A 12,885-nucleotide genomic window follows, 5' to 3' on the forward strand; every position below is an offset into this window, starting at 1 on the left:
GCCTCCCCTGTGGTGTGGAGGCTTATTTCATGCCCAAGAGGCCCGCCCAACTCTCGGTGGCCGCCACCTCCAAAAAAGAGAAGCCCTCCGGACAGAGTCTCGGAGGGCACATGTCAACAGTCTGAGGCCCGGGAGAACCCGGGCCTCCTTACTCTTCTGGTTTGGCGTTGTCTGGACCGGGGCTGGGAGCGGCCGACTACTGGATGGCCACGGCAGTGGCCGCGATGGCCCCGCCGCCGGTGGCCGTGCCGGTGACCGTGGCGGTCTGGCCGACGGCCAGGTCGGCAAAGGCCGCCGTCTGACCGGCCTTAGTGTAAGTGGTCGATGCGCTGGTGGTCACGGAATGATCAACGGCCGCGGAGCCGGCGGCGCCGGCCACGGTCAGGACGAAGGTCTGGGCTGTAGCGTCAAGACTCTTGACCGTTCCGCTCAGGGTCTGGGCGGACGGCTGAACCTGAGGTTTCCGGTTCTCGATCTTGACCTCGGCCACCAGGCGGTTCTCGAATTTCAGCGCGACCTGATCACCGACCACGATGGAGGCGAAGTTGGCGGCCTGTTCATCTTCCTCAAAGCGCACCCTGACCTCATTGGCGACGCCGTAGGTGAAAGTGGCGCCTTCCTTGGTCTTGAGGGTGATGCTCGCCCCGGCCGAGCCGGTGGCAGCGGTGACCGCGGTCACTTCGCCCGGAACTTCATCGAGTTCCTTAACTTCGATCTTGGTCACGACCAAGCGGTTCAGTTCCAGGGCCACCGGGTCGCCGACCTTGACGTCAGCCAGGGTCGGAGCGGCCGGCGGGGGAGTGGCGGTGGCCGGCGTCGTGCCGGTCCCATCCTCGTCTTGATCCTCGTCCGTGTCGGAGTTCTCGAAGACGACCTTACAGTTTGGGTCGATGGCGTAGGTCTCTTCCTCGCCGGACTTCTTGACGACGACGGTGATGCTGGGAGCGCCGCTGGGGGTGATGGCTTTGACCGTCCCGCTGACCTTCTCGAGGAAGCGGATGTCGAGGAAGACGGCCACTCCGTTCTCGTCCAAGTGCAGGCTGGCCTGATCCCCGGCCTTGAGGTCGGCGAGGGTGCCGGCCTGCTTTTCGATGAAGATGCGGGCGTCGGCGGCGACCTGGTAGGTGCCCTGGGTGCCGTCCTTCTTGGTGATGGTGATACTCGCCTCGGTGCCCGTCGCCACGCTGACGACGGCGCCCTTGACTTCGCGCTCATCGAGCTTCCCGAGGGCGGAATCCTCGCGGTCCATGAAGGCCGTCATCTCGGCCCGGGTGACCGGCTTCAGAGCCTGGAACACATAGCCCTTGCCGCTTGGGTCGGGGGCCCCGACGACGAGGCCCTGGTCGGCGGCGATGAGAATGAACCCGATACTGGCCTGAGGAATCGTGGCCTTATCCTTGAATTCGGGAGTGCCGGTCTGGGTGCCGGCCTCAGCCGTCAACCCGAGGGCCTTGACCAACATGACCGCGACTTCGAGGCGGGTGGTCGGCTCGTTCGGCTTGAACAGGCCGTTCTCACCCCAACTCAGGATGCCTTTCTCGACGGCCTCCTCGACGTAGCCGAGGGCCCAGGACGAGATCTTGTCCTTGTCCCCAAAAGTGAGGGTCGCTCCCGTCTTGGCCTTGGCCTCTGCCTCCAGGCCCATCACTCGGACGGCCATGGTGACCGCCTGTTCGTGGGTGACCGGGGCGTTGGGCTGGAACTTGCCGTCCGGCTGGCCGAGGACAACCCCCTTGAGGTTCATCTTCTCCATGAACAGGGCGGCCCAGGAGGCTTCGTCGGCGTCCTCGAATCTGGAACCGGCCGCTCCGGCCTGGCCGTGCTCGTTGCCCTTGGTTTCCTTCGGGGCCGCGGCCGCCATTCCGGCCGAGGCCAGGAGGGACAGCGTCAGGGCCAGGGCCAGGACGACCCGGCCGACGCGGTGGAGTCTGCTTCCTTTAGTCATCGTTTCTATCTCCCTTCCCTGTGCTTCGCGATATAAGACTACGACCCCTAGAGGCGGGGTTCGGGGGTGAAAAGCCGGACACCCGATGATTTCGAGTGTCCGGTTTCTGGTCAGGAGGCCCGCGCGGCCGCGTCCCGAGGGGGGACGGGCCAGTTCATGGCCGTATTTGGAGCTTGAGCGCCCGCCCGGCCCTGGCCCGCTCGAAGCCCTCGCGGATGGAGTCGAGGGGGAGAACGTCGGTGATGTAGAGCTCGGGATGGATGTCCCGCTTGAGGATCCGGGCGAGGGCCTCGTCGTTCTCCCGGCGGCTGTAAGCGTAGGAGCCCATCAGGACGATCTCATCGTAGTGGATGCGGTTGCCGTCGATGGTCAGCCAGGGGTCGCCCTTGGGCAGACCGCCGAAGGCCACCACGATGCCGGCCTTGCGAACAAGGTCGATCGCCTGGATGATGGCGGCGGGGGAGGGGTTGGCCGAGATGGCCAGATCGACCCCGCCCGGGCAGAGCCTGAAGACCTGTTCCCGGAACTCGGTTTGACGGGCGTTCAGGCAGGCGTCGAAGCCGAACCGCTCGGCCATGTTCAGGCGGTCTTCGGCCGTATCGGCCAGGAGGACCAGCCCGGCGCCGGCCGCCTTGGCCAGCTCACCGTGAAGGCAGCCGATGGGGCCGGCCCCGATGATCAACACCGCCTGGCCGGGCCGACGCGGGGTGATGGCCAGGGTGTGGACGCACGACGAGGCCGGTTCGACCAGGCTGGCCTCCTCCGGGGTCATTCCCGGCGGGAGCTTGCGGACCCAGCCTTTCGCCAGGGCGGTCTCGGGGACGACCATCAACTCGGCGAAGGCCCCGGGGAAGTGCTTCCCAAACTCCAGCTTGTTCTGGCAGATGTGCTCCAGGCCGTGCCGGCAGTAGCCACAGTCCCCACAATTGATGTCCTGGGCCGCCGTGACCACGTCTCCCGGGGAGAAGCCGGACCCCTCCGGCGCGCTGACGACCTGACCGGCGAACTCGTGCCCGAGGATGGTCCCCGGCTTGATGCTCGACGACCCGGACAGGTAGGTGCGAAGGTCCGAGCCGCAGATGTTGCAGCAGATGATCTTGAGGAGGAGATCGGCGGGCCCCGGGATGGGGTCGGGGACCGTCTCTACCTCGATCCGTCCGGGGCCATACCAGATTGCGGCTTTCACTGAAACACCATGCCCCTTCCTTGAGGGTGGGACTTTGTGCTGGTCTTATTCGGCGGGCCGGGCGCGGATTCCCCCCCGAGGGCGGCCCATGACCCTGACCGGTAAGGATTCGCCTTCAGGGCGAGAAGCCCGGGAAATTTATCACCGACAGCCCATTTATGCAGGTCAAATCGTGCCAGCGAGGAATCCTATGCCGGCCCAAGCCTTTCCTGTCAGGTTTCCTAACAAGAAGAAGCTTAAGGAGGCAAAAACTGTGGTTAATGCCGGCGACACCGCATTCCTTCTCATCAGCGCTGCATTGGTCTGCTTGATGACCCCCGGCTTGGCGTTCTTCTATGGTGGCCTGGTCCGCCGGAAGAACGTACTGACCATCATGATGCAGAGCTTCATCTCCATGGGTGTGGTCACGATCATCTGGTTCTTGGTCGGCTTCAGCCTGGCCTTCGGACCCGACGTCGGGGGAGTCATCGGGAACTTGAAGTACGCCTTCCTCAACGGCGTGGGCCTGGTCCCGAACCCGGCCTATGGCCCGACCATCCCATTCATCACCTTCTTCACCTTCCAGCAGATGTTCGCCATCATCACCCCGGCCCTCATCACCGGGGCTTTCGCCGATCGGGTCAACTTCAAGAGCTACCTGATCTTCTTGGTCTTTTGGAGTCTCTTGGTCTACATCCCCCTATCCCATTGGATCTGGGGCGGCGGGTTTTTGGCCAAGCTTGGAGTGATGGACTTCGCCGGCGGCCTGGTGGTCCACGTCAGCGCCGGGGTCGCCGCCTTGGCCTCGGTCTTCTTTGTCGGTAAGCGGGTCCTCAGACCCGGGGAGAACCTCGGCCCCCACAATATCACTTACGTGGCCTTGGGCACCGGCCTCCTGTGGTTCGGCTGGTTCGGGTTCAACGGGGGCAGCGCCCTGGCGGCCAACGGGGTTGCGGCCGCGGCTTGGGTCAACACGGACATCGCCGCCTCGGTGGCCATGGTCCTTTGGCTCTTCATCTCCTGGGTCCTCGAGGGCAAGCCGAGCTTCGTCGGAGCCCTGACGGGAGCAGTGGCCGGCCTGGCCACCATCACTCCGGCCGCCGGATACGTGGAGACCTGGGCGGCCGCCTCGATCGGCGCCATGGCCGCCATCATCTGCTATGGGGCCATCCGATTGCGGATGCGGTTTGGCTGGGATGACGCCCTCGACGTCTGGGGAGTCCACGGCGTCGGCGGCTTCATCGGAACCATCTTCGTCGGGGTCTTTGCCAGTAAGGCCATCAACACCATAAGTGGGCTGGTCTATGGCGACATTCGGCAGTTTCTCGTGCAGACCCTGGCGGCCGTGGTGGTCGCCGCCTACGCTCTTGGCATGACCTGGCTAATCATGAAGGTCATCAACTTCGTCAGCCCGATCCGGGTCGGCCAGATCGAGGAAGAGAAGGGCCTTGACGCGGCCATCCACGGCGAGACCGCCTATAGCTTCCAGGATTGAGACGGCCTGCCCGGGCGAGTCTCGGGAGCCTGGATCGACGATCGGCGACTGGAATGAAAACGGGCGACCCTCGCGGGTCGCCCGTTCGCACGGACGCCACTCAGAACTTCTTCACGTAGCCGTAAAGGATTTCGGGGCCGTTCTTGTTCTGATACTTGATGGTCAGGATGTCCCCGGACTTGAAGGACTTGGTTGTCTTGACCTTCAGTTCCTTCTCGTTCCCGGTCACGGTGGCCGTGCCGATCTTCTCGGTGCCGTTGTAGACATTGACGATCGTCCCGGCGACCCAGCCCGTCGTGGCCATGTCGGCGGGGACGAAGGTCACCGAGTCGGGAGTCGCGGCGGTCACTCCGGGCGGCTCGGGGAAGTACTTCAGACCGAGCATCACCTGGCTGCCGGGGTCATAGTTGCGGGTCTTCATCGTCTCGGCGAACTCGTCCTTGATCTTCTTCAGCTCATCGGGCTTCATCAGGAGGTCGACGGCGGTGGCCGACATGACCTTGACCGCCTGAACGACGGCCTTGAAGGCGGCCGGCAGGTTGGCCTGCTTGGCCAACTCGACCGAGTGCCCGGCGGTGCCCTGGGCGTAGTTGGCCATTGAGAAGTTGATGAAGGGCGCGTTCCAGCTGACGTCGCCCTCGTCCGACGAGCCATAACTCTGGCTTGGCTTGTCGGGGGCCGGCTTGAGCTCGGTGCTGAGGCCGGTCGGGAAGCCCAGGGACTTGGCGTCGGCCTGATCCTTTTCGGTGAAGGTCGGGACCCCGATCAGCTTGAGGTTCTCGTAGGCCAGAAGGGCGCCAGCCTTGTTGGGGATCTTGTTGTGAAGGGCCGAGACCAGTTCAATGTGGTAGGTGCAACCGGTGGCCAGGGCGGCCGCCTCGGCGCACCTGTCGACCTTGGCCGTCGTCTCGTTGACCATGCCGCGCTCCGGGGCGCGGATGAACCACTGGCTCTGGGCCAGGGACGGAACAACGTTGGGGGCTTCGCCGCCCTTGTTGATGATGTAGTGGATGCGGATCTCCTGCCAGAGATGCTCGCGGAGGAAGTTGACGGCGACGTCCATGATCTCTTGGGCGTCGAGGGCGCTGATCCCCTTCTCCGGCGCGGCCCCGGCGTGGGAGGACTTGCCGTAGAAGGTGTAGACCTTGAAGTCCATGGCCAGATTGGAGCCGAAGGGGACGGAGTTCTCCCCGGCGGCGTGGGTCCCGAAGAAGACGTCCACGCCCTTCAGGGCTCCCTGCCGGCCCATCCAGGCCTTGCCGTCGAAGTTCTCCTCGGCCGGCGTGCCGAAGACCTTGATCGTCCCGGGAAGCTGATAGGTTGACATCACATTCTTGAGAACGGCCGCGGTGGCGATGGCGCCGGCCGAATAGAGGTTGTGACCGCAGCCGTGGCCGGGAGCTCCAGGAACGTCCGGGGACAGGGAGGGGAGGGCGTCGTACTCGGCCAGGAGGCCGATGACCGGACCGCCCGTTCCGTAGCTCCAGGTACCGACAAAGGCTGTCGGGAACTGGGCGATGCCTCGGTCGACCGCGTAGCCGAGCTTCTCCAACTCACCCTCGAGGAAAGCGGCCGACTTGTATTCGCCAAGGCCGATCTCGGCGAACCCCCAGACCGTCTTGGCGACCTTCTCAACGAGCGAGGCGTAGGTGTCCGCCTGTGAAACCGCGAAGGATTTCTGCGGGGTCAAGGAGGACTGGGCGACGGAAGATGAGACCATGCCCATCAGGAAGAGGACGGCGACCAGCAGGGCCAGGGAGACCTTCAAAGCGCGTCTTCTCATTCCGGGAACCCCTCCTTGTGATTGGACTTCTTCGGTCGGTTCGCGGTGAGCCGGCCCGAGTTGATTGTAAGGGCGGGTTGCCCGAGGATTCTGTCCGATATGGTCATCTCGGTCAGACGCCCCCAGACGACAGGCTGGGGGCGGAAACGACAAGAAGGGGCAGCCCTCGGCGGGATGGAAGGACTACAGACCACCAGGCGTGGAATTGGCTAAGGCGGCCCGAAGGTCGGGCCGCCCTGACTTGGTTTCGCACGGGGGTTGAGAGATGAGACTTCGTGAGGCGGGAATCACCCTCGAATGGCAACTCGAAGGCGGGCGACTGAACGCCATCACCGACGTGCCGGGGGTCCTTGTGGGCCACGACGTCCTGGACGGCGACGGCGACCCGGCCGCCCGGACCGGGGTGACCGTAGTCCGGCCGCATCCGGGCAGCCTGTGGCAGGAACAGTGCCGGGCCGGCGTCTATGCTTTGAACGGGGCCGGGGAGATGGCCGGCTGGCTTCAAATTCAGGAGCACGGCTTGCTCCAGACACCCATCTGGTTGACCGGCACGGCCGGGGCCGGTCGGGTCTACGACGCGGCCTACGAATGGATGCTCGAGACCAACGACGACCTGGCCCGCGACGGGAGCTATCTCATCCCGTGCGTGTCCGAGACCTGCGACCATTTCCTCAACGACATCAGGCGTTATCGGGCCGGGCGGACCGAGGTCCGCCGGGCGCTTGAAGCGGCCAACGGCACGCTGCCGGCCGAGGGGGGCGTGGGAGCCGGCCGCGGGATGATCTGCTACGAGTTCAAGGGCGGCATCGGGACGGCCTCGCGGCGCATCCCGGAGAGCGACTACACCGTCGGCGCCCTGACCCTCTGCAATTTCGGACATCGCCAGGAGTTGACCATCGGCGGGGTCAGGGTCGGGGAGCGCCTGAAGGACGTGCCCAAACCCGGGTCGCCTCAACCGCCGAGCGGCGGTACGGGGGACGGGTCGATCGTCATGGTCATCGCCACCGACGCCCCCGTCCTCAGCCACGAGCTTCGCCGTCTGGCCAAGCGGGCCTCACTGGCGGTCATCCGGACGGGGTCGGTCGGGCACCACAACTCCGGCGACCTGTCCATCGCCTTCTCCACCGCCAACCTGGTCCCCAAAAACAGGCACGGCGCCGATTTGACGCCGCGGGAAATCGCCCCCCGACCCTTTGACGCCTGGCTTTTCACGGCGGCCATCGAAGCCACGGAGGAAGCCATCTTGAACGCCCTCTGCCAGGCGGAGACGACCACTGGGCAGGAGGGGCGGGTGGTCCATCGCCTGCCCGTCGACAGGCTTCGTGAGGAATTGGGGCGGGAGCGGCCGGCACTGGTCAGGGGATAGGGGAAAGGGGAAGGGCAGCGACACCGGAAGGACCGGACCGATGAACGATCAGGGAGGCAGCCAATGGCCGCCTCCCTCAAGGTTTCCGGCAGATTTCCGCTCGGTCTCCGCTAGGTTTCCGCTAGTCCTTGGGCGCCGGACAAGGCTCAAGGCCGGCCTCCCGCCAGGAATCGCTCCGGATCGAGGAAACCAGGGCACCGGCCGCGGCCAGGCAGGCCGCCACCAGGAAGGCCGCCCGGAGCCCGGAAGCGAAGGAGCCGGCCTCGCCGAGGGCGGCCAGGGTGGCCGTGCGCCGCCAGGTGAAGACGGCCGTGGCGATGGCCACCCCGAGGACCATCCCGACGTTGCGGACGGTGGCCAACACCCCGGAGCCGACGCCCAGCCGGTGCCGCGGGCAGCTACCCATCACGGTGCTGCTGTTGGGGGACATGAAGATGCCCACGCCGAGGCCGATGAAGGCGAAACGCCAGGCGATGGCCACCCCGGAGGAGCCGGGCGGCATCGTGTAGAGCAGCACATAACCCAAAGCGACCAGGCCCTGCCCGGCGGCGGAGAGCCAGCGCGTCCCGAAGCGGTCGGACAGGGAGCCGCTGAGCGGGGCGGTGAAGAGGACGATGGCCGGGGAGACGGTCAGGACCAGCCCGGCCTGTTGCGGCGAATACCTCAGGACTTGCTGAAGGTAGAAGGGCACCACGAAGATGGCCGACGACTGGGCGATGAAGTTCATCAGGGCCGAGAAGTTGGCGGCCGAAAAAGCCGGGTTCTTGAACAGGCTGAGGTCGAGCATCGGCTCGGGGACCCGTCGCTCCCACCAGATGAAGGCGACGAGGCCGACCGCGAAGACTCCGGTCAGGGCAAGGGTGCTCGGCGAGACCCATCCCCATTCCTCGCCGTAGCTGGCCGCCAGCAGCACGGCGCTGAGGGCGATGAACCCCAGGGTCGCGCCGGTCAGGTCGAAGCTCTGGCGTTTGTGCTCCGCGGCCTCGGGGATCACCCGCTGGATCAGGTACAAGCTGACCAGGCCGATGGGCAGGTTGATGAGGAAGATCGAATGCCAGCTGAAGACCATCAGGAGGAGGCCGCCGAGGGCCGGTCCGAGGGCCAGGCCCGCGGCGATGATCATCCCGTTGATTCCCAGGGCCCGCCCCCTTTCATAGGGCGGGAAGGTCGCGGTGATGATGGCCGACGACATGGCCATGAACATGCCGGCCCCCGCGGCCTGTACGGCCCGGGAGACGATGAGCCACCAGATGCTCGGGGAGAGGGCGCAGGCCGCCGACGCGACGGTGAAGATGGCCACGCCGAGAAGGAAGATGCGCTTATACCCGTACATGTCGCCGAGGCGGCCGTAGGTCAGGATGAGGCTGCCCAGGACCAGCAGGTAAGCCATGGAGACCCAACTGACGGTGCTCAGGTCGACCCGGAAGGCCGAGGCCAGCGTCGGCATGGCGACGTTGATGACGCTGCCGTCGATGGGACCCATCACACTTGCCACCATCACGGCGATGAGGATGGACCAACGTTTCGGGTTCGGGGCGCTGACCTGGTTTGGGGCGCGGGCGGAGCTTGGGGCTCGTTCCGGAAAAGGCATCAAATCGCTCCTTGTCGTTTGGCTCAGCTGGCCGCGGGCCGGCTATTTGCCCGGCCGCGAATTCGGGTCGGCGATATACTGCCCCAAGCGGACCATGGCCTCTTCGATGTTCTCCAGGGAGCTGGCGTAGGAGAAGCGGAGGAAGCCCTCGGCGCCGGGGCCGAAGTCAATCCCGGGGGTGGTGGCCACGCCGACTCGCTCGAGGATATCGAAGGCCAGGGCGTAGGAGTCGGGATGGATGTGGCTGGCGTTGGCCAGGACGTAGAAGGCGCCGGTCGGCTCGACGGTCACCCGGAGACCGATCTCCTTCAGCCGCCGCAGGATGTGCCGGCGCCGCTGGTCGTAGGCCTCGGCCATCCTGACCGTGTGCTCGGCGCAGTCGCGCAGGGCGACGATCCCGGCGTGCTGAGCGAAGGACGAGGCGCAGATGAACAGGTTCTGCTGCAGCTTCTGCATGGGCCGGACCAACTCCGGCGGGAGGATGACGTAACCCAGGCGCCAGCCGGTCATGGCGAAAGCCTTCGAGAAGCCGTTGATGACCACGGCGTGATCGGTGTACTCGAGGATGGTGTGTTCCTTCTCGCCGTAAACGAGGCCGTGATAGATCTCGTCCGAGACGACCAGGGGTCCGGCCTTGGTCAGCATGGCCAGGTCGTCCGGACCGAGGACGGTGCCGGTCGGGTTGGACGGCGAGTTGGCCAGAATGGCCACGGTCCGCGGGCTGATGGCCGACCGGAGGCCCTCCGGGGTGAACTTGAAGCCGCCCGCCTCGGACACCCGGACCCGCACCGGAACCCCCCCGGCGACCCGGATGGCGTTGGGGTAACAGGCGTAATGCGGGTCGGAGATGATGACCTCGTCACCGGTGTTGCAGATGGCCTGGAAGAGCAGCATCAGGAGGGGAGAGGTGCCGGAGGAGACGATGATCCGGTCGGGCGAGATGGCCACCCCGTACTTCCGCTGGTAGTGCCGAACGATCTCGTCGCGCAACTCGGGAATGCCCATGCTGTGGGTGTAGTGCGTATGGCCGGCGGCCAGGGCCTGCTGGGCGGCCTCGACGATGGGCGCCGGGGTGTCGAAGTCGGGCTCGCCGGCGGCCAGGTGGAGGATGCGACGCCCCTCACGCTCCATGGCCTTGGCCCGTTCGAGGACATCCATGGCGATGAACGGCGGGATGTCTCTGGCCAGAGCGGAAACGGGCGCTTTGGCGAATTCGTCTTGGCGGCGTTCGGTCGTCGTCGGTTGGTTCATGGTCGACAGCCTCCCATCGATACAAGGGCACACCAGACACTCTATTCAAGGTCGAATGGCCGGTTCCTGCGACGAGAAACAAGCCAAGTTCAGGGCGGAGCGGCGGACGATTGGCCGGGCGGCCAGGCTTGCCGGAAGGAAGAAAGGTTTGAAAAACCGCCGGTGGGGGAGGATTGCCACTTAGAAGCGAGAATCAGGTTCGGGGGTCCATCCCAACCATTTCCGACCTGGGCCGGGAGGTAAAGGCAATGAACGAAAGACTGATTTTCGCGGGACTTGGAGTAGTCCTGGCTCTCGTTTTCGTACTCCCATTCGTCTCCAAGAAGGTCGAACACAACCTCGAGGTCTTCCTGTTCATCATGGGCCTCAGCTCGTCCCTGATCTCCGGGGTGCTCGGGCTGGAGCTTGGGATCAAGGCGCTCAAAGAGCCGATCATGATCAGCGCCGCCGTCCTCGGCTTCGGGGTCGTCTTCAAGTTCCTCAAGGGCGGCGTCCAGGGGGCCATCGGGGCGATGGCCAACCGGATGTCGATCAAGATCTTCATGTTCCTTCTGGTCGTCGTCCTCGGACTGCTCTCCAGCCTGATTACGGCGATCATCGCCTCGCTTCTGCTGGTCGAGGTGATCAGCGCCCTGAAGCTGGACCGGAAGTCGGAGATCAGGCTGGTCATCGTGGCCTGCTTCAGCATCGGCCTGGGGGCCGCCCTGACTCCGGTCGGCGAGCCGCTGGCCACCATCGCCATCTCCAAGCTGGGCAAGGATTTCGGGTACCTGCTGCGGGCGCTCGGGCCTTACATCATTCCCGGCATCCTGGCCATGGGGGCTTTCGCGGCCCTCTACATCAAGCCGACGGCCATCGGGGGACAGGCGGCCGTCAGGACCACGCCGGCGCCGACGGCCAAGGAGCACTCTAAGGAAGAGCAGGAAGTCGAGGAGGCCGTGTCGGCCGGCTGGGTGCCGGAGGGGGCCCGCCAGTCGGAAGGGGCCCGCGAGTCGGAAGGCCAGGAGACCCTGGAGGCGCCCGAGGTTCAGGAGTCCTACGTCGAGGTCGTCGTGCGGGCCCTCAAGGTCTACCTGTTCGTGATGGCCCTGGTCCTCTTGGGCGAGGGGTTCAAGCCGGTCATCGACCGGTTCGTCATCGGGCTCCCGAGTGCCGTGCTCTACTGGTTGAACATGGTCTCGGCCATCCTCGACAACGCCACCCTGACCGCCGCCGAGATCAGCATCAAAATGAACGCGCTCCAGGTCAAGGCGGTCCTCATGGGGCTGCTGATCTCCGGTGGGATGCTGATTCCGGGCAACATCCCGAACATCATCTCCGCCGGGAAGCTGCGCATCGGCAGCCGCGAATGGGCGTCCCTGGGCGTTCCGCTGGGCTTGGCGGTGATGGCCATCTACTTCGCCATCCTGTTCATCTGAGGGTGAGGGGTACTTATGACGGATGACGCGCGGCTGCCAGTGGACGAGGGGTGGGTGCTCGAGCGGCTCGAGGACCTGATCAAGATCCCGTCCGTGAACCCCTCCTTGGTGCCGGGGGGCGAAGGCGAGGAGCGCATCGCCCGCTTCGTCGGCCAGGTGCTGGGGGACCTCGGGCTCAAGGTGACCTACCAGAAGCTGGGGCCCAAGCGGGCGAATGTGATCGGGGTGTTGAAGGGGAAGGGGGGGGCGGCCGGGCCCGCCGGCCGTGCCGGCAGCGGCCGGACGCTGCTCCTCAACGGTCACCTCGACACGGTCGGCGCCGCCGGGATGAAGATTGAGCCCTTCGCGCCGGCGCGGCGGGGGAACAAGGTCTATGGCCGCGGCGCTTTCGACATGAAGGGCGGGGTGGCGGCCATGCTCGGGGTGGCCAGGGCCATCGTCGCGTCCGGCGTCGCCTTGGCCGGCGACCTCATCCTGACCTTCGTCGCCGATGAGGAGTACGCCAGCATCGGAACGGAGAAGATCGCCCAGACCTACCGGGCCGACGCGGCCATCGTCTGTGAGCCCACCGGCCTCAATATCGGCGTCGTCCACAAGGGCTTCGCCTGGGTGCGGCTGGACGTCCAGGACAAGGCGGCCCATGGGAGCGAGTTCGGGCAGGGCGTCGACGCCATCACCAAGGCCGGCAAGTTCCTGGCCGCGATGGAGGCCTACGAAAAGCGGGTCCTGGCCAAGAAGGTGCATCCGAAGGTCGGGCGGCCCTCGGTTCACGCCTCGCTGATCAGCGGCGGCATCGAGCTCAGCACCTACCCCGACCACTGCCGGGTGGAGATTGAGCGCCGGACGATCCCCGGCGAGACCCGCCAGACCG

General features: G+C 65.7%; 9 protein-coding genes. 4 read left to right on the plus strand and 5 right to left on the minus strand.

Annotation, left to right across the window (positions count from 1 at the left end; all coding sequences use genetic code 11):
- Positions 1–196 precede the first annotated feature (196 nt).
- Positions 197–1,945: an S-layer homology domain-containing protein gene (locus tag VGL40_07610; protein HEY3315125.1), complete on the minus strand. Its 1,749-nt coding sequence runs from the start codon at positions 1,943–1,945 to the stop codon at positions 197–199.
- A gap of 154 nt (positions 1,946–2,099) precedes the next feature.
- Positions 2,100–3,131, minus strand: coding sequence for an alcohol dehydrogenase catalytic domain-containing protein (locus VGL40_07615; GenBank protein ID HEY3315126.1), 1,032 nt, complete (start codon positions 3,129–3,131; stop codon positions 2,100–2,102).
- A 253-nt stretch (positions 3,132–3,384) separates the two neighbouring features.
- Here VGL40_07615 and VGL40_07620 point away from each other — a divergent pair, with 253 nt between their 5' ends.
- On the plus strand, positions 3,385–4,605 hold the full coding sequence (locus VGL40_07620) for an ammonium transporter (GenBank protein ID HEY3315127.1): 1,221 nt from the start codon (positions 3,385–3,387) through the stop codon (positions 4,603–4,605).
- A 100-nt stretch (positions 4,606–4,705) separates the two neighbouring features.
- Here the strand turns inward: VGL40_07620 and VGL40_07625 are convergent, their stop codons facing one another.
- The gene (locus VGL40_07625; GenBank protein ID HEY3315128.1) at positions 4,706–6,388 is read right to left on the minus strand and encodes an amidohydrolase; all 1,683 of its coding nucleotides are present in this window, start codon (positions 6,386–6,388) and stop codon (positions 4,706–4,708) included.
- Positions 6,389–6,653: 265 nt separating this feature from the next.
- Between VGL40_07625 and VGL40_07630 the strand changes: the two genes are divergently transcribed.
- The gene (locus VGL40_07630) at positions 6,654–7,754 is read left to right on the plus strand and encodes a P1 family peptidase (GenBank protein HEY3315129.1); all 1,101 of its coding nucleotides are present in this window, start codon (positions 6,654–6,656) and stop codon (positions 7,752–7,754) included.
- Between the two features lie 121 nt (positions 7,755–7,875).
- Here the strand turns inward: VGL40_07630 and VGL40_07635 are convergent, their stop codons facing one another.
- Both VGL40_07635 and VGL40_07640 read right to left on the minus strand, forming a co-directional pair.
- Positions 7,876–9,345, minus strand: coding sequence for an MFS transporter (locus tag VGL40_07635; GenBank protein ID HEY3315130.1), 1,470 nt, complete (start codon positions 9,343–9,345; stop codon positions 7,876–7,878).
- 42 nt (positions 9,346–9,387) lie between these two features.
- Positions 9,388–10,596 carry a pyridoxal phosphate-dependent aminotransferase gene (locus VGL40_07640; protein ID HEY3315131.1) on the minus strand — a complete coding sequence of 403 codons (1,209 nt, stop codon included), beginning with the start codon at positions 10,594–10,596 and terminating at the stop codon, positions 9,388–9,390.
- Positions 10,597–10,844: 248 nt separating this feature from the next.
- Between VGL40_07640 and VGL40_07645 the strand changes: the two genes are divergently transcribed.
- A complete protein-coding gene (locus VGL40_07645; protein ID HEY3315132.1) occupies positions 10,845–12,014 on the plus strand; it encodes a DUF1646 family protein in 1,170 nt (389 codons plus the stop codon).
- Between the two features lie 15 nt (positions 12,015–12,029).
- A partial coding sequence (locus VGL40_07650; GenBank protein HEY3315133.1) for a M20/M25/M40 family metallo-hydrolase occupies positions 12,030–12,885 on the plus strand: 856 nt, incomplete at its 3' end.

It is taken from the genome of Bacillota bacterium (genome assembly GCA_036504675.1).
GTDB lineage: Bacteria > Bacillota > Sulfobacillia > JAJYWN01 > JAJZPE01 > DASXUT01.

What these genes read in the sequence shown, in the direction of transcription:
- VGL40_07610 (HEY3315125.1), bottom strand. Translation starts at nt 1,945, where the DNA reads ATGACTAAAGGAAGCAGACTCCACCGCGTCGGCCGGGTCGTCCTGGCC.
- VGL40_07625 (HEY3315128.1), bottom strand. Translation starts at nt 6,388, where the DNA reads ATGAGAAGACGCGCTTTGAAGGTCTCCCTGGCCCTGCTGGTCGCCGTC.
- VGL40_07630 (HEY3315129.1), top strand. Translation starts at nt 6,654, where the DNA reads ATGAGACTTCGTGAGGCGGGAATCACCCTCGAATGGCAACTCGAAGGC.
- VGL40_07635 (HEY3315130.1), bottom strand. Translation starts at nt 9,345, where the DNA reads ATGCCTTTTCCGGAACGAGCCCCAAGCTCCGCCCGCGCCCCAAACCAG.
- VGL40_07640 (HEY3315131.1), bottom strand. Translation starts at nt 10,596, where the DNA reads ATGAACCAACCGACGACGACCGAACGCCGCCAAGACGAATTCGCCAAA.
- VGL40_07645 (HEY3315132.1), top strand. Translation starts at nt 10,845, where the DNA reads ATGAACGAAAGACTGATTTTCGCGGGACTTGGAGTAGTCCTGGCTCTC.